This window comes from Bdellovibrio bacteriovorus, assembly GCF_025558485.1.
In the GTDB taxonomy this organism is placed as follows: domain Bacteria; phylum Bdellovibrionota; class Bdellovibrionia; order Bdellovibrionales; family Bdellovibrionaceae; genus Bdellovibrio; species Bdellovibrio bacteriovorus_G.
Window position 1 is genome coordinate 2,173,513 of sequence record NZ_CP102930.1, and the last position, 24,114, is coordinate 2,197,626.

Below are 24,114 nucleotides of genomic sequence, written 5' to 3' on the forward strand. Positions count from 1 at the left end.
TAGTATTCAGGTTTAGATTTCAACCTGAATACCCACTTCGATCACCTGATTCGGCGGAATACGGAAGAAGGCCGTCGGTCTTTGCGCATTCTTGGACATGATCGCAAACAGGCGTTCACGCCAGTGCGCCATACCTGCTTCGCCCGGACGATTCGGACCTTTTTCCGCAATGATCGTTTCACGCCCCAGCACGAAAGTGGTTTCGTTGACGTTAAAATTAATATCGCGCTGACGACAGGCTTCCAGAATGTGCTTCATCTTCGGAATTTCCATAAACCCATAATTCGCAATGATGCGATAGATGTTTGGAATGACTTCCTGGATGGAAATACGATCACGCTTGGATACAAACGGAACTTCTTTGGTCTGAATGGTCAAAATCGCCACGCGCTGATGCAGGACTTTGTTGTGTTTCAGATTATGTAACAAAGGTGCAGGCACACCCCACGGATCACCCGCCATATAGATCGCGGTTCCCGGCGCGCGTAAAGGTGGCTCTCGCAGAAGCTTCTGACAGAAGTCCTCGATTGGCATCGAGCGCTCTTTCAAACGACGGAACAGGATCTGACGTCCTTTTTGCCAGGTCGTCATCAACAGATAAATCACTGCCCCGATCAAGAGTGGCACCCAGCCCCCATGCGGAATCTTATGCAAATTCGCACCGAAGAATGCCAAATCCATCACCAGGAAAGAGCCAAAGATCGCAGAGGCTTTCAGAAGACTCCACTTCCATTTTTGACGGGCCACTTCAAAAGCCAGAATTGTTGTGATCGTGGTCGCCCCGGTAACAGCAATACCGTAGGCCGCCGCCAGATTGCTGGAGGTCTTAAATGTTAACACCAGCCAGATCACACCAATGAATAAAGACCAGTTCACAATCGGCACATAGATCTGCCCAATTTCCTGGCTGGAGGTGTGAATGATATTCACGCGCGGACAGAAACCCAGCTGAATCGCCTGACGAGTGATTGAAAACACCCCTGTGATCAAAGCCTGGGATGCAATTACAGTCGCCATCGTGGAAAGCATCACCATCGGCAGCAGCGCCCATTTCGGAGCCAGCATATAGAAAGGATTGGAAACCGCTTCCGGATTATTCAGCAGCAAAGCCCCTTGTCCAAAATAGTTCAGCACCAAGGCCGGCAAAGCGACAAAGAACCAGGCCAAACGAATCGGCCTTTTTCCAAAGTGCCCCATATCCGCATACAGAGCCTCCCCACCAGTCACCACCAGGAAGACAGATCCCAGAACCAGGAATCCGGCCACTCCATTATTCATCATGAACTCGATACCATGATGAGGCAGCAGCGCCTCGAAGATGTGCAGGTTTTCCGCCATCCCGCGAATACCCAAAAGCCCCAGCACGGTGAACCAGACCAGCAGGATCGGTCCGAAGATCACCCCAATACGGCCTGTGCCATATTTCTGCATCAGGAACAGGGCGTTCATCACAAACACGGTCAGCGGAATAATGTAAGGACTGAATTGCGGCGCCACCAGCGTCAGACCCTCCATCGCAGAAAGAACCGAGATCGCCGGAGTGATCATGCCGTCACCATAAAGCAAGGCGGCCCCGAACAAACCAATGATGGTCATGATCCAGCGACGACGGGAAACATCCTTGGCATGCTGACTGCGCACAGCCAGCGCCATCAGGGAAAGGATTCCCCCCTCACCTTTATTGTCGGCTCTCATCACAAAAGCCATGTACTTGATACAGATCGCAAGAACCAGTGTCCAAACAATCAAAGACAGAATACCAATGACGTTTTCCGGAGTGGGCGCAAGACCGTATTCCCCGAAGCACTCTCTCATCGCGTAAAGTGGACTTGTTCCAATGTCTCCGAAGACCACTCCAAGGGCCCCTAAAGAGAGCATTAAGATATTGGCATTTTTATTTTGATGACCCGGATTTTCGATAGAAAAGACCCCGTCTAAATTGAAAAACAAGCTCTTAGTCTAGAGAAGAAGACCCCACTTGTCAGCATCCCCAATGAAAAAATGACGCAAGGGCGCTCTATTACAGGAACTTCAGTTGCCTTCAATTTAAGCTCTTTGTCATCATTAAGGGATGATACGGAATGCACTTTTTCGATCGAAATGGTTTCTGGCAGCCCTCTTAATCCTTGGATTGATTTACTTTGAGGGCCGCGTTCAGGATCGCCTGGTGGTAAGCAATCGCCAGCCTACATCGACTTCTTTTTCTCAATAAACGAATTCGCATCCAGTCCATAAGCCTTCAAGGCCTGTGCGAACTTCTGGAATCCCTGGGCCTGTTTTACCAACAGCGACTTCATCAGTTCATCCGTCAGTTGCCCTTCGGCATTGATGATCTTAAAGACGTTCATCATGAAAACACGTTCCGGGAAGATAAAGGCATTGCGGTATCCGAAGACGCCTTGCAAATGCTCCACCGGGCGAAGAGCTCCGAACATCGCACCCAAACCAACAAAGCACACTGGACGGTATTCAAAGGATTCCGGGAACTTCAAGTGATCAATGAAGTATTTCAAGATCCCCGGCATGGAACCATTGTACTCAGGACACACGACAATCAAACCTTCGGACGCAAGGACTTTTTCAAGATAAGGTTTAAGAGCTTCACTGGGCTTGCCGTACTGAACATCATCGTGCAGATGCTGTTTGATTTCGCGCAGGTCGATGATCTCAACATCCTCGTTCAGGTCTTTGTAGATAGCCTGGATAATTTTGGAAACTTTCAGAGTGTTTGAATCCGGGCGATCTGTTCCGGCGATGATATATTTCATGAGTAATTCTCCTAGACAAAGTCATATACCTTTCGCTGTAATAAAACACAAGCGCAAGCCGAGGAGCATCACCGTGAATCCAAAAATCTGGTTTATTCTTAGCGAAGGACAGGTCACCGGCCCCTTTGATCATGAAGAGATCGAATCCCGCCTGACCAATACTCAAGAAGCCCAGATCTGGGGACGTGGTCAGGCTGAATGGATGACGCCGCTAAAATGGCGCCAGTCACTGAAAGACCATCACCAGGTGGCGGCAGCCTCTGCAAATGAGCCTCCCGGTCTGTGGAAGCTGCGAGTGGAGGGTAAAGAACACCCCGCCATGAAATACGCGGATATGATTGCCTCTTTAAAAAAACTCACAGACTATTCCGCCGTGGATGTTTGCACGGATAATTCCAAAGTCTGGAAGGAAATTTATTCTGTCCCGCGCATCGTGGATGACTTGGGCATCAGTCGCCGTTCTCACCCGCGCGTGCCAATGGTGGGCACCCTGGCCTGCGAAAGCCCCAAGGGGGAGTTCAGCTGCCGTGTGATTTCCATCAGTGAAGGCGGTCTGGGCGTTAATGATGCCCAAAACCTGCAAATCGGCGAACGCTTCAAAGGCACACTGACCAGCCCCAATCTTTTTGTGACAATCAACACCACTTGCGAAGTCGTCTATGTCGGTAACGACGGTTATGCCGGTTTGCGCTTTGTGGGGCTGCCAGAGGAATTTAAAAGTTCCATCATAGAATACGTTCGCAAGTTCGCCACCGTTTAGCCCCGAAGCACCCTGCAATCTAACATCAGTCCTGATGTAGAGATTTGCGGGCAACTGTGCTGTGCTATGAAGAATGCCATTTCTTGCTTTTTTTCTTTCTTCATTGATTCTACTATCAACGACGATCGCTGGCGCGGCCCGGAAGACAGAATGGAGTATTCATCTGGACAGCAGGCTTGACGCCGTTATCTTTCCGCAGGTCTATGGCGAAGACACCAATGAGTCACTGTACCGTCTGGAGCTTGTTCCGATCTATCGCTGGAAATATCTGGACTCGGTCCGTTTCACCTTTAAGCCGCTGTTTATTGCCAATCCGGATAACAAGTCCTCAACAGAGCAGACTTTCTTTGATCCCGGCGAGACCTTTGTGCACTATCAACGCGAAAGTTTTTCGTTGCAGGCCGGATACAACATCTTCACCTGGGGTGTGACAGATGGCTACAACCCCCTGGACATCATCAATCCCAAGCAATACTTCGATCCTTTGCACAGTCGTAAGCTGGGGCTTCTGTCTGTGGTTTATTCTCAAACACTGGGAAACTGGGACTATGAAGTGATTTTCATCCCACAGAATCAGGGCTCTGTCCTGCCCGGAGACAACAGCCGCTGGCTGCCCCGGGAAATCTTTCTGCCGCAAACAGCCGGGAATGATCTCGTGCTCCTGCTACCGGAAAATCTTCGTTATCATTCCCGTTCACGCAAAAATCTGGGGGATTCCGCAGAAAACAACTATGCCCTTCGTCTGCAACGTCGCGGGGATTTCATTGATTTTTCCATCAGCGCCTTTGAGGGCACTGCGGGCTTTCCCCTGATTATCCCGGAAGTGACCGGCTCCATCGTGCAGGTGTCGCCAAAGACCGTCATTCGCGTGGACCCGGATGTAACCTTAAACAGCTACAACTATCGCATTCGTCAGGGTGGGATTTCTTTTGTCAGTAATCAGATGAATTTTCTATTTAAGGCTGTGGGCAGCTACACAGAAACACTGGAAGACAATCCAAATCTGCAAAAATGGAGCAATGAAAATGTTCTGGGACTGGAAAAAACCTTCACTTTCGGCGACAGCGGCATGCTAATCGCCATTCTTCAATATTCTTTTTTAAACACCGAAAAAAAGAACGACTCGAATTTATCCATTTCAGAAATCTTTCGTAGCGCCTATATGGGAGGCGGCCGTCTTAGCTGGAAAGAGGTCTGGAGCGCGAATTTCCTGGGACTCTATGACGGCATCCACGGCAGCACTTATCAGGAGTACAGCCTCAGCCGCCGTTTTCTGGATGCCTGGGTGCTGACCGGGACAGCAGGTTTTATTCAAGGCTCCAGTGACACGCCACTGGGAGTGTACGGCAAAAACAGCTCTTACTCGCTTTCTTTAAGTCGTTCCTTTTAAGGGGCCACTTGCAAAACCAGATCCGCAGATTTCGTGGTCAGCAGCTTTTTCACCTGCAAGCTCAATCCTTCCGCCACGGGCACTTTAGGAATGCTCATACTGATCGTCTGCCCCCACAAGCCACCCACAATTTTATCCCGGATGGTGGAAGTTGAAAATCTTCTGGATGGACTGTATCGGGCCACATACCCAGAATCAAAAGACGCCGACATTCCCAGCGTGGGGTTTACAAATTTAGCCTGCGCTTTCCCCTGGCTGACCTTGACATCAATCTTGGAGGAAAACGGCAGGGAGAAATTCATAAAAGGAACATAAGCCCCGGACTTCGGAGCCTGCATGCGGGCATACATCTGACTTTTCACCTGATACTGCAACCCCTGACCTGAGATGCTGACATCCTTATTGGAGTACACGTCGAAAATAAACTTTGCCGATTTGGAAAAGCTCATCAATGCCGGCCACACAAAGAACTGCACAAAGCGCGAATTCATCACCGTGGAAAAACCCGGCAACTGGCTGGAGTTCACCTGATGCAGCCACGTATTAGCACGGTAGGCCTCTGATAAAATCACTTTAATAAAATCCTTCGGCAAACGCAAAGAGGCCATATCTGCGGACTTCACTTCAGAATCCCCATCCAGCTTTAAAACCGTGCGCGAAGAATCCTGAATCCGAGCAAAGGTGATTTCAAACACCCCTTTGGCACGCAGGCCCTCCTCCCCAAAATCTGTGAAATCCTGCACTTTCATCACCACATCTATATCCGGACGAGCCAGCACCAGCTTGCGCGGAGCTGAAAAATCTAGCGTCACATTCTTCAGATAGTCCTGAACATATTTCTTCAGCAAATCGTGCTGAGGCTCGATAAAGCTTGCCGAGTCATTGATGATCTTTTCCACCTCTGCACGCAGAATGGAATCAAAACCTTCCGCGCCTGTGCATAGAAATTCACTGTTGTAATCCCAGCCTCCCGGATTCCAGGACAGATCAACTGCATTCACGGTGGTCGCCGCCTGAGCACCGGACACCTGCGGGGTCACCACCACCTTAAACTGCCCCTGGTTTTTTCCCAGATTCAGGACAATATCCTTACAGACGGCCTGCACCCGGAAGCGTCCGATAATGCCACCCACATTCTTTTCAATGACATGGTCCACAGAAACTTCCGCAATATGCAACTGCGCCGCAAGATCTCTGGAAGTCAGCTCCAGCGTGCTTTCCGCCGATCCCAGGGACGGTTTCTGCAACTGGGTTTTCATTTGCAGGGACAGACCTTTTATATCCACAGGAATTTCCTGACTGACCAGACGTTGATCAGGAAATTGCCAATTCGCCTCAAACTTTTCAGTCATGAGGCTTTTCCACTTTTCTTCAATTAAACTTTGTTGAAATTGTCTAGGTAGTTTCAACTCAAACTCTGATTCCACCACCGCAGCGGAAAAGGCAGGTACAGAAGTTAAGAATGTGAGTAGCGCGACCGATAGTTTTCTTGTCATCATAGAACTTCGTTTCCTCATCTCGATAGACATCATGTTCTTAAGTTACGGCTACAACTGAAAAATCTAAAGGAACTTTTACCAGCAGAATCGAAAGAAGACAGTCCAATGAAGAATACGAAAATCGCCAAACTTTTTTCCCAAGTTTCCGTCAAAACTCTCTGCATTTCCACTCTTCTTTTTGTTTTTCTGGTCACCATCCTTGGTCTGTTCGCACTTCCTCGTTTACAAACGCAGTACAGTTTAAAACAATTTCTTCCCAAGGATAATCCGCTGCTGGAACGGGATGATCACACCAAACAACTTTTCCAGCTTTCCGATTCCCAGCCTTTTATTATCACTGCCAAAGTGAAAGCGGATTCTGAAACCTGGTTTGACAAAGAAAAAATCCGCAGCCTGGCTTCCCTGACCGATCTGCTGGCAAATTATCCGGGTGTGAAAAACACCCTGAGCCTTGCCACCGTTCAAGGTGCCATCACCAGCGATGACGGACTCAGTGTGGGACCTTTACTGAAAAATCTGCCCTATCAAAAATGGCGCGCTGAAACCCTTAAGAATCCGCTGATTTCCCCGACTCTGATTTCCCAGGATGGAAAAACCGCCTCGGTGATTGTCAACATCAAACCCCTGCACACACAGGAACTGCTGGCATTGCGCCAGAATCTGGAGGTCACCGCCACCGCGTCAGTTCCGTTTGCCCATATTGAAATTGGCGGGACCCCGGCGGTGCAGACCGATGTGGGGGTGTTACTGCAAACAGAGCTGCGCAACTTTGTTGTGCTGGGTTTTCTGGCCTGCTTTCTGGTGCTGGGGCTGATCTTTGCCAACTGGTCGCCTTTGATTATTTCTTTTGTAGTGATTGTCTGCGCCAACATTATTGTGCTGGCGGTGATGGCTCTGGCCGGGTATCCGTTTTCAGTTCTTTCCACCACCATCCCGATTCTGACCACCGTGGATGTGGTGTCTTTGATCATTCATACATTATTAAGATACTCTGAAGAGCAGAAAAACCAGCCGCACCTGACCCATCAGGAGCGTGTGATTTATACATTTAAGGTTTTGCTGGGGCCGAACTTCTTTGCTTCCACCACCACCATGATCGGCTTTTTAAGTCTGCTGGTGACCAAGGTGCCGTTGATTCGCGATTATGGATTGACCGCCGCCGGAGCCATTGTCATTGGCTGGGTCGTTATGACGCTGACCTTATTCCCGATGCTTTACTTCCTGCCGGGACCCAAAGCACGTGACTGGGCCTGGGCCAAAGCGCGCTGGGGTTTGTATCTATTCCGCAGATCCGGCATCTGGGCTTTTCTAATTATTCTGGTTTGTTCGGCCCTGGCCATCAAGGGACAAAGCCTGTCGTGGTCCGCCCGCTTGTTTGATGATCTTCCTAAAAATCATCAGGTGCGCCTTTCCACCGAAACCATTGACCGGGAATTGGGCGGGATGATTCCTTTGGATATCGAAGTCAAAGGCCCTTCCGACACCTGGAATGATCCGGCGTTACTGGCCCGTCTGGATCAGCTTTTAGAGGATATTCGTCAAACAGAAGGTGTCGGCAGCGTGGTCGGCCTGCCGGATCTGGTCGCAGCGGCAAATATTCACCACACGCGCCTTCCCGCCAGTCGCTCACAGACCGCAGAGATCTTTTTTCTTTACTCACTTTCCAGCAACAGTCCGTTAAAAAATTTCCTGAACACGGATTCCTCGAATACCCGCGTTTCCGTGCGCACATTCGATCTTCCCTCCAACCAGCTGCAATCACTGGTTCAGGCAATAAAAGAAAAAGCCACCCTGGCATTCCCGCAAATGAACGTGGAAATCACGGGCATGGGGTCCACCATCCACCACCTGAACAATGATCTTTCCAAACAATTGATATTTGGCTTCTGGCATTCCATGCTGGCCATTGCCGTGGTGCTGATTATCGTGTTCCGCTCTGTCCGCTGGTCTTTGGTGGCGTGTATTCCCAATCTGGTTCCACCTGCGGCCCTGCTGGGCTTTTTGGCGATCTCAGAAACCCCGATCAAGCCCAGCATTGCAATTATCTTTTCGATTGCCCTGGGTTTGGCGTTTAACAACACAGTTTACCTTCTTGAGCGCCTGCGTGCCCTGCAAAAGAACTCCAAAAGCAGGGATCTGGAAATTGAAAAGACCCTGTGGCGCGAAGGCAATCCCTGCCTGATTTCCACATTGGTTCTATTGGCCGGCTTTTCTGTCTTTATGGCTTCCTATTTTGCAATGAACCGGATCTTTGGCTTCTACATGCTTTTGTCAATGCTCGCTGGACTGGTGGGGGATTTGATTCTTCTTCCAACTTTGCTGAAAAGTTGCCCTTGGCTGTTGACGCCAGTACCTTGGAAAAAGGAGAAAACTATGGCGACAGCTGCAATGATCTTCTTTGCCCTGATGGTGACTCTGACCCCGGTGCGCACCCATGCCCAGCTCCCCACTGTTGAAAAAGTTGGTGAGGAAATGGGACAGCGCCTGCGCTCAAAAGACGAACAATTTGTGGTACGGATGAAAATTATCGAAGCCGACGGTTCCAGTAAAGATCGCGAAATGAAAATCTGGCGTTTCAGCCCGCAGAAGAAAGAACACTATCTGCTGGTTCGTATGCAAAAGCCTCAGGATTTAAAGGGCACCGCCCTGTTGGCCACCTTAAAAGGTGATCAGGAGGACAAATGGATTTATCTGCCGTCCACCAAACAAACCCGCCGCCTGACTGGCGAATCGGGTCAGGGCGGGATTCTGGGGTCAGAACTTAGCACCGAGGATTTTGATTTCAACCGCGATCAAAGCGCGCAAAGTGCGGTAAAAAAAGAGCTGAACATTAAGGGTAAAAAATATCTGCTGGTTGAATCAGATGTGGGCGGCACCTCCGGCAGCTATTCCAAAATCATCAGCTATGTTTCGGCCACCGACTATGTCCCGATTAAAGTGGAATGTTTCGACAAACAGGGGAAACTTTTAAAAGTCCTGGATTTCACCGGATATAAAAATGTCGGCGGCACGAAAATGCGCGCTTCCAAGATCAGCATTAAAAATGTTCAGAATAAAAGATCCACGGTGATCGTTCTGACCCAGATCAAGCTGGATCAGGGACTCACCGCCAGCCGCTTTACACCAAAAAAACTGGCAGAAGATTAGTTCGGCTTTTTAATATAGTCTTCAAATAGGGTGTCCACCTGCTCTGGCGGCAGTTGAAAGGCCACGGCACCGAGTTCTTTCAGATAGATTTCCAGCAGTTGTCTGTCCTGAAGGTCGGGAAACTCATGCTTCATCGCCTTTAATAGCAAGCCCTCGGCTTCATGAATCATTTTTCCGAAACGAGTTCCCGCATTTTTTTCCAGATAATACAGAACAAACAGATAGGGCATGTTTTTCACGTCTTTTAAAATCGCGCGCAGACGGTCGCGAATGCCGACAGACTTTGTGCGTTCGATATTAAAGACGTGGGAGATAACGAATTTGTAGGCTTCCTCCAGCACCACTTCCTTTTCTTTACCAAAATAATAGTAAATCAAGGACCGGGTGACATTGGATTCCCGGGAAATATCCGACAGAGTCCATGCCAGATGCCCCTTGGCGACCTCCATTTTCAGGATCGCATTACAAACCGCGAAATAGATTTCTTCCTTCGATTGAGTTGCCATTTCGTAATTTTGACAAAAAAGACCAAAACCTGTCAATGGAAGGTCCCAGAAACTAACCAGTTTCGACAGATTTAGCCAATTCCTGTCAACGGCGGAAAGCGACAAGCGCTCTAAACCACAATAAATTGCCTTCATTCCAAAGAAGGAGTTTTTTATGTTCGCAGTGAATCATGTTGTTCAGTCTCTGGGCCAAAAGTATCTGAAGACCTACGGTCAAAGAATGACCGTCACTCACCAAGATCTTCTTTCCAAACAAGAGAAGAATTTCGCCAGCCTTAAACGTGGCCTTGCTGGCACTCGCCTTTACAAAGACCTGCGCTTGTCCCATATCCAATCCTATGAAGAGTTCGTGAACCATGTGCCTGTGTACGGGTACGACGAGTATGCTCCTTATGTGGACATGATTGCAGCTGGTCACAATGACATTCTTTTCAAAGACAAAGTGGAATATTTCGGTCTGTCCTCCGGAACCTCCGGCAAGGATTCCAAACGCGTGCCTTATAATGAGCGCATGATCCGCATGTTCGTAAAATCTCAGAAACGCGTGGCCAGTAAATTAAGCACGCTGGAGCCTGAGATCAACTTCCTGAAGGTCGGCCGACTGACTTTCGGGTCCGATCCGTATCTGTATTCTCAGAACGGTTTTAAATTTGGTTACATTTCCGGGATTCTGAGCACCCGTGTTCCAAAGGCTTTGGCCAAAAACACCTTCCCTTGCCGGGAGGTGCTGGCTATTTCCAACTGGGATAAAAAGATTGAAATGCTGGTTTCCGAATCCATCCAGCAGGACATTCAAGTGGTGAGCGGAATCCCAACTTATATTATCAGCATCTTCGAGGCGGTTTTGCAGAAGACCGGCAAAAAGACGATCCGCGAAATCTGGCCCAATCTGAAAGTCTTCGTCTATGCTGCGACTCCGATCAAACAATACAAGGAACGTATTGACCGCCTGGTGGGGCATGAACTGAACTACTACGGTCTGTATGCCGCCACCGAAGCGGCGATTGGCCTGCCTTATGAAAAATATCAAAATGGCCGCCAAAGATATTTCCTGAACCCGGATCTGCTTTATTCTTTCACTCCGGTGGAAGGCACCAAGAGAAATCTGGGCCTGCATGAAATTGAAATGGGCGTTCCTTATTATATCAACATCGGCACTCCCAATGGCATGATTCATTATTCCATGAAGGACGTTATCAGCTTTGAGCGCCATAATGACGATCTGGTCTTTGAATTTGTCGGCCGCAAAAGCACGGGTATGAATCTGGCAGCGGAAAAAGTCAGCGACGATGAGATCCTGGACTGCTATCTGAATGCAAAAAACGCGACCAATGTGGATTTGCGTCACTTCTTCCTGTCTCCGCAAATGAAAGATGGCAAAGCCTCTTATCTGTGGACGCTGTTCGTTCCGACCAAAACGCAGGTTGATCCTTTGATTTTGGCGGAAACTTTGGATAAGGAAATGCAAAAGTTGAACGGTGACTATTCCGACTGCCGTGAAGTTGGTGTTCTGGGTGCTGCACAGGTGCAACTGATGAGCGCTGATTACCTGCAAAAATATTTTGAAAAAAACCGCAGCCGCGGTCAGTTCAAAATGAAAACCACTTTTGAAACTGCTGAAGAATATCTGAACTTTATCAATCTTCATCTGGATCAAGCCGGAGCTGTTCAATGATTCTTTGGATGATCACCGTCGGGTTCCTGTCGGCATTTGCCCTGGGACCTGCCAGCTTCAGTATCATTCGCAGTCTGGTGTCACGCCGTCAATGGCCGTGGTCCTCGATTGCCGGCTTTCTGGTGGGGGATTTAATCTACATCGTGCTGGCGATGGCTTTGCTGCAAAGCCCGCTGTTCCACGAAGTCTGGCTAAAAAATCTGCTGACGGCCCTCACCGCCACAGTCTTGCTTCTGTATTCCGTGAAGGTTCTGCTAAGCAAGCCCCAGGCACACGGTCTGGAGGTTCCCGCTCAAGGATTTGTAAAAAGCCTGCTTTTGACCTTAAGCAATTTCCATCTGGTTTTAATCTATGCCGGCCTGTTCGTAAACCTGAGCGGTGAAAAGAATGCGGCCCTGTGGCTGGGAGCGGGAGTTTATCTTCTGACTTTCGTGCTGAGTTTTCTGGGGCTTCTGTGGGGACTTAAACAACTGCACGGACCTTTAAAAAAGTTCCTGCGTAAGATTGAAATTGTCGCTGCCTGCGGCTTTCTCGGATTTTCCATTTATCTTTCTCTGGAGATTTTATGAAAAAATTAATTCTTCTTCTGGCCTTCTCCCTGCCCGCTGGCGCTCTGGCGGATTGTGTTCTTAAAAGTGAACTTAACGGTCAAAAACACTTTATCTGTCAGGCTCCGGGCACCAACAAGTCCGTGCATGTTCTGGATCTTTATGGTGGCTTTGCTGAAACCGCCTACTATCACGGTTATTTCCTTAAAAAGGAAATTGAATCCGGGGTCTTAAAGGGCGTTCAGGTGCGCACGGAAAGAGCTTTCTCCGATCTGGACAAATCCAGCCGCGAAAAAATTGAACTGATCAAAAAGTGTGTGATCAACAATTACCGTTCCAGCGTGTCTGACGAATTTAAAAGTGGATTAAAAAACCTGCACCGGGGCCTGCAAGCTGCCGGAAGCTCTGTGGACTGGAAACGCTTTGAAGAAAGCAATTACATGGTGGAGTTTTCCATCTTTGCTGATTCCATGCAGCGCCAGCTCGATGAAAACCCGCGCAAAGGATCTTTGAAGGTCTTTGCCTCCTGCGCACCTTATTTTATTGGCAACGCCCTTGCCAAGCCGTTTAAAAAGCTGGCTCAAGGTCTTCGTTCCATCAAAATGGGTTGCACAGGGATTAGTGCATCTGCGAACAGCTCCAGGGATGGAGCTCTTATTCACGGTCGTAATTTCGACACCGGCCTTCTGGGGTTCTATGAACCTGAACAGGTTGTCGTCATCAATCGTCAGAAAAACGGAATGACGTCCGTCGGCATTGGTTCCGCAGGCCTGCACTATGCCGGTGGCATCAGTGGTTTTAATAACTACGGCCTGTCTGTCAGCTTGCATGAACTGCAAACTGAAGGCACCCAGCTTCGTTATGACGACGGTGCATCGGACATTGCCCCGTATCTACTGCATTCTGTGCTGATGAAAGCAAGAACGCTGAATGAAGCCATTGCGATGATTCAAACCCGCAAAGGCTTTGGCGCCTGGACTTTTTTTGTTTCTGATTCAAAAACCGATGAATCCGCCTCGATTGAACTTAGCGGCAACACTGTGGTGGTGGCCCGCCGTGCCCAGAATAAATTCCTGGGTCAAAGCAATCACTTCCTGGGCGAAAAAACCAGCCAGGAAGGCTATGAATACAGTCTGAATAAAACTCTGGAAACCCGGGCCCGTCTAGCGCATGTGGAACGCACACTGGCGCAGGACTTCGGGCAGATCGATGCCCAATGGGTGATCAATCGTCTGAGCGGCCACACCGATGAACTGGTGGGCCCGCGCAGCTTCGGTCGCACAACAACGAAGCTTTACACGGCGGCAACTCACGTCATGCTGCCGGGCCGTCAGGAATGGTGGATGAGCGTTGCGGAAACCTATCCAACCAATCGTTCCCACTTTGTCGGCTTCCGCCTTTTGGGTCCGGATGCCAAAGTTCCCGTACAGATTTTAGGAACTACAAAAGCCTGGGAAGATCCAAGCAAGACAGCATGGTATGATTCCATGAAATATTACGTTCAGGCTTATCTGACGAATGAACAGGATCACAGCACCATTGCAGGCTTGGATCGCACTTTGGCTCTTCTGGAAAATGCCTCTGCAACGGCTGCTCAAAGTGGCGTGTATGAATTCCCTTATGAATTTATGTGGGCGCGTATCAAGGTTCTTCGTGCCGCTAAAAATATTATGGCCGGACAGCGTGAGATGGCTTTCCAGGACTTGTCGGACGCTCAGCAAAAACTTTCTGAAATCGCCGCGCGGCTGGGGGACAGCCTGCACCCTTATGAAAACTTCCAACTGGATCTATGGAGATTCCGTGCGGAAACACTGAAGCCGCAGGCTCGCCAGTCCCGCGCCAGCCAGCAGCTGTACCGCAATGAGGCCCGCACCCTGCTATCAGGTTTGATTCAAAAATACCCACGTCAAAGTGAGCTTTACGATTTACAGTGGAGTTTAGGCGAAGAGATGCAACTTTATGTTGTCCTTGATGCTGAAATCCGTCTGGGAACTGTGGAGTAAATCATGGCGGGGATTGTGCAGCTTCGGTCAGGACCCGATCGAGGCTGCCGTCTTTTTTCATATCCTCAATGGTTTTGGAAAAAAGTGCCGCCAGCTTGCGTCCCTCTTCGTTGTCGTGGAAAGCATAATAAACTGTTTGTTCCGATAAGGGCTGAGTCTTGTCAAATTCGATGCCCCGCTCACCACTGAGTTGCAGAGCCTTCAGGCCGGATCTTTCCTCGACCACAAACGCGTCAATCAACCCCTGCCCCAGTTTTCTCATGTTCAAGACATCATCAGCAGCATATTCAAATTTGATTTTCTTATTATTGATCAGATCTTTTCCGTAAGGGTAACGGAAAGTCAGACCGACTTTTTTACCTTCAAGATCCTTGATACTGCGTAACGGAGACGACTTGCGGTAAAAGACATAGTCCACTTTATGATAGAACGGGCTGGATTTCGCCGAAGTCTTTGGCACATACACATCCAATGCCGGAAAGAACCCATCCACTTTGGCATTACTGAATGCCAGCAACGTCTTTCCTGTTGGCAGCACCACAATATCCACCGCGCGGCTGTTACGTTTGGCAATTTCCCGGGTTAAAGAGATAAAAAGCCCCTTGTCCGGGGTTTCTACCATTAAAGGAATGGTGAAAGTCGCCAGCACCAAAGGCTTTGCCAGGACCACAGCGGGAAAAAATAAAATAGCAGCAGCGACGTTCCGAATCAGAGACATAACTAAGTAAAGATTTATTGATAGATTTTAGCAAGGGCTTTCGGGCTGGGCTTCGTTACAATTTTTAGAGGTTCTTCAAGCCCAGAGTAGAGTTTCTCTTGCCTTGAAACCCTTCCCGCAAGATCACTTCAAAGCCCTGTTGCTTCAAAGCTCTTTTTAGCGTGCCCTTGCAGGCATAAGTCGAGAGCAGACTGTTTGCAAAAGTCCCTGTTTTCAGAATGTAATTCAAAAACTCCTCTTCCCATAAATGCGGAGAAGTCTTGGAACTGAAAGCATCATACAGGATACAATGATACCGGGACGGCAGCACCACATCTGCGTTCAATGCGGCATGGATGTCAGACACATTTTTAAAATGCTGCCTCAAGAAAAACTTAAGTTTCCCGGGCGATAGTTCAGTCCCACGCAGGACATGTTCCAAAACCAGATCATAGGTATTCCAGACTTCTTCATGAAGAAGGTCTTTTCTGTCCTCCAGCCAGTGAAAGAAAAACTCCCGCAGTTCCGGCACGCTTTCATAGCTGGTGATCAAACCCACATCCTGAGGATCTTTTTCGGCCAGCAAAGCCTCGCGGGCAATCACCAGCTCAATATAGCCCAACCCCAAACCGACGACTAAAAAGTGAGGTTTCTGGATTTTCTGAAAAACTTTGCCAATGGGTTCGCCATAAATCATCAAGGTTTCAGCACAGGCTCCGCCAGAGTGGTGCATGGATTCGCCACGGTCGGTGGCACCGTCTATGGATTCCAACAGGCGCAGACTGGGGCTTTGATCGCCCGTGATTTCAATTTCAAATCCAATATCGACCCATGACTTCATTTGATTGACTTCCCGCAGAAGAAAACTGTAAAAGTGCCTATGGAAAAAGGCTGGTTAGGGCTTCCCTATCACACTATCAGTGAGCACTACAATAAACTCTTTGGCGAAAAGGTTTATAAAGTGCCGGTGTCCGTCGTGGACGACTGCCCGAACCGCCGAGGCTTAAAAGGCATGCAGACCTGCGTTTTTTGTGACGTCTGGGGCTCTGCTGCCAACGCCGAAAGTCTGTCCATGGAACTTCGCACGCAGATCGAAAAGTACCATGGCCATATCAGCAAGAAGTACAACGCCAAGGCCTTTCTTATCTATTTCCAGGCTTACACCAACACTTTCACGAAAGTGTCAGCCTTGCGCAATAACTTCGACGTGGCCCTGTCCTATCCGTGGGTGAAGGGTTTTACTGTGGGCACCCGCCCGGACTGCCTGTCCAAGTCGGTTTTAGATCTATGGCAGGAATATCATGAAAAATCTTTTGTTGCCGTCGAACTGGGCGTGCAGAGCTTTTTCAATGATCAGCTGGAGTTCATGCGCCGGGGGCATTCCGCGGAAGACTCTATCGCCGCCATTCACAAAATCACGGAAAACACGAAAGTGGATCTGGGCATTCATTTGATTTTTGGAAGTCCGACAGAGACAGACGAGCAGATTATTGAAACAGCCAGAATCTGCAATAACCTGCCGATCACCAACGTGAAACTGCACAACCTGCATGTCCTGAAAAATACCCCTCTGGAAGAGATGTATCACCAGGGTGAATTCACACCGATCGATAAAGACACCTACACTCGCCGTGTAGAGTTGTTCCTACGGCATCTTTCCCCACGTTTGGCTTTACACCGTCTGGCGGCTTATTCGTCCCGTTGGGATGAACTGGTGGCGCCAGAGTGGACGAAGAACAAAATGGGCACACATCAGCACATTATTGATGTTCTTCGTGCTCACGGGGCCTACCAATCCCAGAATTTTCAGCCTGCCACCGAATCTGAGGTCGTTTTGCAAAAGCGTTTGTTCGAAAAATCGCAACGATCAGACGCAGTTCGTGCTTAGTTTCCGCGCAATTTAAGATCGTGTAAGATCAGTACAGGGAAATTTCAGCTTTATTGCCCCAAAACATGGGTTTTAAACCTAGACAAAAGTTTTACGACGTAGAAATACATCCTCTTGCCAGTTTTGAATGCAGACAGATCGAGTCAAGGGGAAGTCTTTTTCTGCTTATTTGATGGGCAACGTCACAAAAAAATCGGCGTTATTTTAAAAAATGTTCTGGACACCATCCCGAAAGAATTACAAGATCGGAATTGAGAGAGATACCCGGCATATGGATATGTCACCAATTAGAGACCACTAGATATAGTGGCAAGCCGAAAGGCGAACTAAGGGGGATTCAAGGGAAACAGCTAAGGATTAGCAACTTCGTTCTCACCAATTACCATACAACTTATATATGCACTAACCAGACCTAAGTCTTTACGAGGGGTGAAGATTTTGGGGCGGGATTTTTTTGCCCAAACGGAACTGGGCAGAGGGGATACAGCCATGTTGGAAACAACAGCTCACATCATGAGAGTTAAAAAGCGCGATGGCACACTGGAGCCAGTGGACGTAACGAAAATCGTTGAGCGCGTAACCAAGAATTGCCAAGGGTTGACTCAAGTGGATCCTTTGCGTGTTGCCACTAAGGCCATCAGCGGTCTTTACGATGGCGCATCCACAAAAGAATTGGATAACCTTTGTATCCAGACAGCTTCATTGCTGATCGGTGAAGATCCAGAGTATTCCCGTCTGGCGGCTCGCCTTCTTTCCACATATATTGACGAAGAAGTTCGTTCTCAGAAGATTCAATCTTTCGCAGACTCTGTAAGCTTCGGCTTCCAGGCAGGTCTTCTGGCTGAGAGCACTTACAAATTCGTTGAGGCCAACAAAGCTGCTCTTTGCGCTGCTATTGAGCCGTACAGAACAGACCGCTTTGAATACTTCGGTCTAAGAACTGTTTATGACCGTTATCTTTTGAAAAACCCAACTTCACGTCAGGTGTTTGAGACTCCTCAGTACTTCTTCATGCGTGTTGCCTGCGGTCTGGCTCAATCCGTGGAAGAAGCGATCGAATTCTATCGTTTGATCTCTTCTCACGATTACATGCCGTCCACCCCGACTTTGTTCAACTCCGGCACTATGCGTCCGCAGATGTCTTCTTGTTATCTATTGGATTCTCCAAGCGATGACTTGTCTGCCATCTATCAAAAATACACGGACATCGCCCTTCTGTCCAAATTCGCCGGCGGTATCGGTGACATCGCCCTTCTGTCCAAATTCGCCGGCGGTATCGGTGTGGCTTACTCCCGCGTTCGTTCCCGTGGTTCTTTGATCAAAGGAACAAACGGTCATTCCAACGGTATCATCCCTTGGCTGAAAACAATGGATTCTTCCGTTGCGGCTGTAAATCAGGGTGGTAAACGTAAAGGCGCTGCCTGCGTTTATCTTGAAACATGGCACGGTGACATCGAGGAGTTCCTGGAACTTCGCGATAACACAGGTGACGAAGCAAAACGCGCGCACAACCTGAACCTGGCAAACTGGGTTCCAGATTTGTTCATGAAACGCGTTGAAGCTGATGCGATGTGGTCTTTGTTCGATCCGAAAGTGGTTCCTCATTTCGTGGACACTTACGGTGAAGAGTTCGAAAAAGCTTACGCTGAAGCGGAAGAAAAGAAACTTTACATCAAACAAATCAAAGCTCGCGACCTGTACAGCCGTATGATGAAAACATTGGCTCAGACTGGTAACGGCTGGATGACTTTCAAAGACCATGCGAATTTGAAAGCCAACCAGACTGGCGAAGCTGGAAATGTGATCCACCTTTCCAACCTGTGCACAGAGATCCTTGAAGTGACCTCTGACAAAGAAACTGCGGTGTGCAACCTGGGTTCCGTGAATCTGGCTCGCCACGTGGAAAACGGTCAGTTCAATTTTGAAAAACTGGCTCGTTCTGTTCGCACAGCTGTGAAATACCTGGATCGCGTGGTTGATATCAACTTCTACCCTATCCAGACAGCTCAGGACTCCAACCACAAATGGCGTCCAGTTGGTTTGGGCGTAATGGGTCTGCAAGATGCTTTGTTCCTTATGAAGCTTCCGTTTGACTCTGCAGCGGCTCGTGATCTTTCTGCAAAAGTTCAGGAAGAAATCTATTACAATGCACTGGTTACTTCCTGTGAATTGGCTGAGCAACTGGGTCCTCACGGCGCTTACGAGCAGACCAAAGCAGCCAAAGGTTTGTTGCAATACGACCTTTGGGGTGTGACACCTTCTCAACCAGAGCGTTTCGAGAAGTTGAAGGAGAAAATCAAAAAGCACGGCTTGAGAAACTCTTTGATGATCGCGATTGCTCCAACAGCAACTATCGCTTCCATCGTGGGTTGCTACGAAGCGATCGAGCCACAGGTTTCCAACTTGTTCAAACGTGAAACTCTTTCCGGAGAATTCATGCAGATCAACAAGTACCTTGTGAGCGATTTGAAAGCGATGGGCATCTGGACTGAAGACGTTCGTAACGAAATCAAACTTCAGGATGGTTCTATCCAGGACGTGGCGATGATTCCTCCACAAATCAAGGAATTGTACCGCACTGTTTGGGAAATCCCGATGAAGTCTTTGGTTGATATGGCTGCTGACCGTGGCGCTTACATCGATCAGGCTCAGTCTTTGAACTTGTTCCAGGAAAGCCCGACTATCGGCAAACTTTCCTCCATGTACATGTATGCATGGAAAAAAGGTGTGAAAACGACTTATTACCTGCGTTCCCGTCCTGCGACGAAGATCGCAAAAACAACTGTTAAAGCTTCTGGCAGCACAGTGACTCCAAACGCTTCTGAAGGCGGCATGGATGCAGCTCCTGCTCAGGAAACAACTGCGAAGAAAACTTATTCTGATGCAGAAGTGATCGCATGTTCTCTGGAAAACCCAGAGGCCTGCGAAGCTTGTCAGTAATCGGCGGCAGCCGGAGTGCTGAGGGGGGGCTTGCACCCCCGAAGCTGAACCAGCAGCGGTAGCTGCGGAGAGCTAGCGGGGCCGCAAGCCCCTCAAGTTGAACCAGCGCAAATAAGCGCGTACTTTTTTGGAGATTTTTATGATTCTAGATCCTGGCTTTAATCTGACTTTGCGCCCGATGAAATACCCTGTTTTCTACGAAATGTACAAAAACGGGATCAAAAACACCTGGACTGTGGATGAAGTTGATTTCTCTACGGACCTTGTGGATTTGCACTCTAAAATGACTGAATCAGAAAAACATCTGATCCGTCGTTTGGTGGCTTTCTTCGCAACGGGTGACTCTATCGTGGGGAACAACCTGGTGTTGAACCTTTACAAGCACGTGAACTCTCCAGAGGGTCGCATGTACTTGTCCCGTCAGCTTTATGAAGAAGCATTGCACGTTCAGTTCTATCTGACACTTTTGGATAACTACATTCCAAATCCAGACGAGCGCGCAGAGGCTTTCGCCGCTGTTGAAAACATTCCTTCCATCAAAAAGAAGGCTGATTTCTGCTATAAATGGATTGATTCCATCAATGAACTGAATGAACTGCACACGATCGAAGATCGTCGTCGTTTCCTGATGAACCTGATCTGCTTCGCAACTTGCGTTGAAGGTTTGTTCTTCTATGCGGCGTTTGCTTATGTTTACTTCCTGCGCTCCAAAGGTCTTTTGGCTGGTTTGGCATCTGGTACCAACTGGGTCTTCCGTGATGAGTCCATGCACATGGCTTTCGCGATCGAAGTTGTTAAAACAGCTCGCAAAGAAGAACCGGAATTGTTCAACCAGCAAATGGAAGACATGGTTGTGCAAATGCTTGAAGACGCCATTGAGTGTGAGATGGAATTTGCTCACGACGTACTGAACCTGGGTGTTGCCGGATTGTCTGCAAAAGACATGAGACAATATCTTGAGTACTGCGCGGATCAGCGCCTTGAAAGCTTGAACATTGCTCCACGCTACAACGTGAAGAATCCGTTCATCTTCATGGAACTTCAGGACATGCAAGAACTTGCAAACTTCTTCGAAAGACGCGTTTCCGCCTACCAAACAGGCGTATCCGGCGCCGTTGCCTTCGACGAAGCCTTTTAATCGAGTTGCGTGAAAAGCAACATTCTTTGGATCTTCTTTTTTCTAATCTGCATGGGGGTGGGATTTCTTCACGGAGTCCTGCCTCAAGGCATTTCCAGAGCCTACTTTGTCAGTCCTCGCAAAGTTCAGGTTTTAACCACTGATGAAATTCTCTTTCCCGAAAGTCTGCGCCATGAACTGGAAGAGGATCTTCATGTTCGCTTCTCGGTCACGGTGACTCGCGACTGGGAATCCATGCTTGCCAATGTGGTGGCCAGTCCTTCTGCCGATCTGATTTTCCTGCCTTCTTACTGGGCTAATACTTTGACTCAGCAAAACCTGCTGGCAAATACCGCGGGTGCACGTGGCGAGTTACTTCAACGAGTGGCTTCGGATTTTGTGAAAAGTAAAAAGGCCGAGGATTTCCACTTCCTGCCTTTTTACTGGATCAAAACCGGTATCGACACACCTCTGGATGAAACTTTCCTGGATTTCCTGAAAAACAAGAAAGAAAGCTTTTTGTTTCTTTTGGCAGATGAAGACCTGCTGCTAAAACACTTCCAGGTCTGGAAGGATCAGGGCATCTGGGATCAGGTTTCACAAAAAAGAATTCTGACGCTGCAACTGGACCAGCTTTCCAAAACCAGTGACGAAGGCGCAGTGGAAGCTCCACTGAATCGTGAGTTCAAGGAAGGCTCACACCCGCTGCTAAGTGCACTTTTGATTTGGGGGGCAGCGATCCCCGCCAATTCAACTCAAAAGGACCTGGCACTGGAGATTCTGGACACTTTGACTTCGACGGAACACCAGGAAAAAAGTCTGCTAAAGACACCTTTTAATTCCGTTTTTTCCACAGTCACGGCAAAGGAAATCCCTTTGCACCGGCGCGCGGAATTTATTCGTGATCTTCAACTGAAAGACACCTTGATTCTGGAAACCAAGGATCAGGAAGCTCCTCTTAAGCTTAAGAACGATTTTAATTTTATTCTTTAACGCCCGCGAACGGGCGCCAGTATTAGTTCAGGAATTCAAAAGATTGAATCTTGGAGCCTATCATCAAATCAAAACTGCCCCATTCAGGCTTATAAAGCATTTGCTCGCCCAAAGTGGCCTCGGCAGTTTTGAAAGTGACAACATTCACAGCGCCACTTTCATCACGAGTAAGGCCTTTCATCTGCCCTTTAACCACGATGCCTGATTCGTACTGAATTTCGACCATCTGGTTTTCGCGGATCTGAGAGAACTCAGACTTCACGATACCATCAGCCGTGATCTGCTTTACAGCTCCGATAGGAGAAGAATAGCCTTGCGAATGCACAGACACACCCTGCCCCGGAAGTTCCTGAGCTGCGCGGTCCAACAGTCTTGCTGCCCCGGAGAACTGAACATATATCGGCTGCCCATCCTTGCTATAGATCACCTTGGAAAGAATGCCATCCACACCCGCCATCTCTGTTTGCAGGCGAACCAGCGATCCGGATTCCACCGCGCGATTCAGCACAGAGGTCTGTGACTTATCCAGCTTGTAAGTCATCGGGAACCATTCTTCCCAATTTTTAAGACGAACCGGTTCTTTGCGCAGAAGCTGTTGTTCCAAAGGCAGTCTTTCCTGCCAGAACTTCGTTAGAATCTCCTGGGTTTTGCGTGTGTTTTCAAACCAATTTTTAAATCCAACTTCCTGACCGGCATTGCGTTTGTGGAACAAGAATGCATAATAAACAGCCATACCGTCTTTGTGATGATTCAGGAACATGCTTGGAACCAGTGGCACGCCGACATCATGGTGAGTGTAGAAGTGATAGTGCTCTACCGAAGCCCTAAGTTCCGGGTCGGTGATTGAGTTTTTCAACTTCAGGAAGTCCGCCTGCCACTGCTGACTTAGCAGAGCTATTGTTTCCTCTTGTTTTGCCGTCAGGTTATTGGCCTTACGATAAGAGGTCATTTTCATAAATCTATCAGCTTCATGTCGAACGTCGTGCATCCAGAACAAACCACCCGGTCTGTTAAATCCATCCGCAGGAACCGGTGTGTTCGTCGCACCCAGGAAATGAATTTTGTGAGGCAGAACATGCATAAAGGCGGAAGACCCCAGGGCATGTGTGGATGGAATAATCACAAAGTCGAGCTTATCCAGTCTTTCAAAGGATTCACGGAATGGAACTTCAGCCACGCGAAATTCGTGAGCGATCTTCCCACTGCGCACCTGAATGATCGGACTTTCTTTGGCTTTATACAGGTTTAATTCCGCATCAATGTTCAAACGGCGGTAGCCGTGCATGGACATATCAATATACTTCGCAACCTGATAGTAAGTGTTTAATTCTTTAAACTGGAAAATACCGCGAATACGGGAATAGTAATACAAGGTATAAACCGTGTCGCGATAAGGATAGTGATTGGAATCAATCATCACATCCAGATCTCTTTGCAGCTTGTGAATGTACGTAAGTGTTTTTGAAAGAGTTTCGACTTTACTGGAACGACGACCCAAGAATGTGTGTGCCAGACGATTGCGGAAGGTGTCTTTATTGGAACGAAGATCCGCCGCGACCTCCTGACGGAACGCCTCCAGATCAGCACGGATATCCTTCATCGTGGTAGCTGCTTCCGGGAAGTCGAACATGCGCGGGTCCTCAGGCGTAATGCGCTTCTGAGCTTCAAAACGCTGCTTCATGGTTTGCACGAATGCTTCCGGGTCTTTAAAGATGTATTCCAACTGAGGATAACGTTTTGCCAGAACCTCGTTGCGAGCCTTGTAGTTCGTTTCCAGCTTTTCCCGCAGAGTCTGGGGCTTATCCTGACTGACAAGCTTTACGACTTCCTTTTTGGCTGCCAAAGCCTGCGTCTCAATTTGAAACACAGCTCCGCACTGGGCGGCGTCGGCCTGGACCACCGCAGGAATTGCGGCGGCAATCAGAAGGGCGGTTAAAGGCGCGGACCACTTATTGTTAAGGAAGCGTTTAGTTTCTTTCATAGTTTTATAAATGTTTCAATTAGGATGCCTACGCAGGTGGGAATAGGCTTTTTAATGGCGCTCAAGTCCGACAAAACTTTCGACAGCAGGCCATAATAGTCACCTCAGCTTTCCTTGTTTACTTGAAGCGGGTATTGACCCGTCACCCGGAAAAAAGGATATTAGGCCTATGAAAACCCGTGCAGAAGTCCTTGCTGAACAA

The 24,114-nt window shown here is 48.5% G+C and carries 17 protein-coding genes; 10 read left to right on the forward strand and 7 right to left on the reverse strand.

Going from position 1 to position 24,114, the window contains the following annotated elements; all coding sequences use genetic code 11:
* Nucleotides 1-12 precede the first annotated feature (12 nt).
* Both EZJ49_RS10685 and EZJ49_RS10690 read right to left on the reverse strand, forming a co-directional pair.
* Nucleotides 13-1,950, reverse strand: a complete 1,938-nt coding sequence (locus EZJ49_RS10685; RefSeq protein WP_262552100.1) for a potassium transporter Kup — start codon at nt 1,948-1,950, stop codon at nt 13-15.
* A 236-nt stretch (nt 1,951-2,186) separates the two neighbouring features.
* Nucleotides 2,187-2,768, reverse strand: coding sequence for an NADPH-dependent FMN reductase (locus EZJ49_RS10690; RefSeq protein ID WP_262552101.1), 582 nt, complete (start codon nt 2,766-2,768; stop codon nt 2,187-2,189).
* A 73-nt stretch (nt 2,769-2,841) separates the two neighbouring features.
* On the opposite strand from EZJ49_RS10690, the gene EZJ49_RS10695 reads away from it, so the two are divergent.
* Nucleotides 2,842-3,528 (forward strand): PilZ domain-containing protein, encoded by a 687-nt coding sequence (locus tag EZJ49_RS10695; RefSeq protein WP_262552103.1) that lies wholly within the window; start codon nt 2,842-2,844, stop codon nt 3,526-3,528.
* Between the two features lie 73 nt (nt 3,529-3,601).
* Nucleotides 3,602-4,918: a hypothetical protein gene (locus EZJ49_RS10700; protein WP_262552104.1), complete on the forward strand. Its 1,317-nt coding sequence runs from the start codon at nt 3,602-3,604 to the stop codon at nt 4,916-4,918.
* On the opposite strand, the gene EZJ49_RS10705 is transcribed toward EZJ49_RS10700, so the two are convergent.
* On the reverse strand, nt 4,915-6,270 hold the full coding sequence (locus tag EZJ49_RS10705; RefSeq protein ID WP_262552105.1) for a hypothetical protein: 1,356 nt from the start codon (nt 6,268-6,270) through the stop codon (nt 4,915-4,917). The two genes, EZJ49_RS10700 and EZJ49_RS10705, sit on opposite strands and share 4 nt — an antisense overlap.
* Nucleotides 6,271-6,522: 252 nt before the next feature.
* Here EZJ49_RS10705 and EZJ49_RS10710 point away from each other — a divergent pair, with 252 nt between their 5' ends.
* The gene (locus EZJ49_RS10710) at nt 6,523-9,564 is read left to right on the forward strand and encodes an outer membrane lipoprotein-sorting protein (RefSeq protein ID WP_262552106.1); all 3,042 of its coding nucleotides are present in this window, start codon (nt 6,523-6,525) and stop codon (nt 9,562-9,564) included.
* Here the strand turns inward: EZJ49_RS10710 and EZJ49_RS10715 are convergent.
* Nucleotides 9,561-10,070, reverse strand: coding sequence for a TetR/AcrR family transcriptional regulator (locus EZJ49_RS10715; protein ID WP_262552107.1), 510 nt, complete (start codon nt 10,068-10,070; stop codon nt 9,561-9,563). The genes EZJ49_RS10710 and EZJ49_RS10715 overlap by 4 nt on opposite strands.
* 154 nt (nt 10,071-10,224) lie before the next feature.
* On the opposite strand from EZJ49_RS10715, the gene EZJ49_RS10720 reads away from it, so the two are divergent.
* From EZJ49_RS10720 to EZJ49_RS10730, 3 genes are read left to right on the forward strand one after another with little or no spacing between them, the layout of a single operon-like run.
* Nucleotides 10,225-11,745: a GH3 auxin-responsive promoter family protein gene (locus EZJ49_RS10720; RefSeq protein ID WP_262552108.1), complete on the forward strand. Its 1,521-nt coding sequence runs from the start codon at nt 10,225-10,227 to the stop codon at nt 11,743-11,745.
* On the forward strand, nt 11,742-12,314 hold the full coding sequence (locus EZJ49_RS10725) for a LysE family transporter (RefSeq protein ID WP_262552109.1): 573 nt from the start codon (nt 11,742-11,744) through the stop codon (nt 12,312-12,314). The genes EZJ49_RS10720 and EZJ49_RS10725 overlap by 4 nt, the downstream gene beginning before the upstream one ends.
* On the forward strand, nt 12,311-14,296 hold the full coding sequence (locus tag EZJ49_RS10730) for a C45 family autoproteolytic acyltransferase/hydolase (protein WP_262552110.1): 1,986 nt from the start codon (nt 12,311-12,313) through the stop codon (nt 14,294-14,296). Before EZJ49_RS10725 ends, EZJ49_RS10730 begins: the two co-directional genes overlap by 4 nt.
* 1 nt (nt 14,297) lies before the next feature.
* On the opposite strand, the gene EZJ49_RS10735 is transcribed toward EZJ49_RS10730, so the two are convergent.
* Both EZJ49_RS10735 and EZJ49_RS10740 read right to left on the reverse strand, forming a co-directional pair.
* Complete coding sequence (locus EZJ49_RS10735) at nt 14,298-15,014, reverse strand: substrate-binding periplasmic protein (protein ID WP_262552112.1); 717 nt, start codon at nt 15,012-15,014, stop codon at nt 14,298-14,300.
* 64 nt (nt 15,015-15,078) lie between these two features.
* Nucleotides 15,079-15,834, reverse strand: coding sequence for an MnmC family methyltransferase (locus tag EZJ49_RS10740; protein WP_262552114.1), 756 nt, complete (start codon nt 15,832-15,834; stop codon nt 15,079-15,081).
* Between the two features lie 39 nt (nt 15,835-15,873).
* Here EZJ49_RS10740 and EZJ49_RS10745 point away from each other — a divergent pair, with 39 nt between their 5' ends.
* From EZJ49_RS10745 to EZJ49_RS10760, 4 genes are all read left to right on the forward strand, one after another.
* Nucleotides 15,874-16,881 carry a TIGR01212 family radical SAM protein gene (locus EZJ49_RS10745; protein WP_262552116.1) on the forward strand — a complete coding sequence of 336 codons (1,008 nt, stop codon included), beginning with the start codon at nt 15,874-15,876 and terminating at the stop codon, nt 16,879-16,881.
* A gap of 489 nt (nt 16,882-17,370) precedes the next feature.
* Nucleotides 17,371-19,821: a ribonucleoside-diphosphate reductase subunit alpha gene (locus EZJ49_RS10750; RefSeq protein WP_262552117.1), complete on the forward strand. Its 2,451-nt coding sequence runs from the start codon at nt 17,371-17,373 to the stop codon at nt 19,819-19,821.
* A gap of 139 nt (nt 19,822-19,960) precedes the next feature.
* The gene (locus EZJ49_RS10755; protein ID WP_262552118.1) at nt 19,961-20,959 is read left to right on the forward strand and encodes a ribonucleotide-diphosphate reductase subunit beta; all 999 of its coding nucleotides are present in this window, start codon (nt 19,961-19,963) and stop codon (nt 20,957-20,959) included.
* A 51-nt stretch (nt 20,960-21,010) separates the two neighbouring features.
* Entirely contained in the window at nt 21,011-21,931 is a 921-nt protein-coding gene (locus EZJ49_RS10760; protein ID WP_262555945.1) for a hypothetical protein, read from the forward strand.
* Between the two features lie 22 nt (nt 21,932-21,953).
* Here the strand turns inward: EZJ49_RS10760 and EZJ49_RS10765 are convergent, their stop codons facing one another.
* A complete protein-coding gene (locus EZJ49_RS10765) occupies nt 21,954-23,912 on the reverse strand; it encodes a hypothetical protein (RefSeq protein WP_262552119.1) in 1,959 nt (652 codons plus the stop codon).
* Between the last annotated feature and the right edge of the window lie 202 nt (nt 23,913-24,114).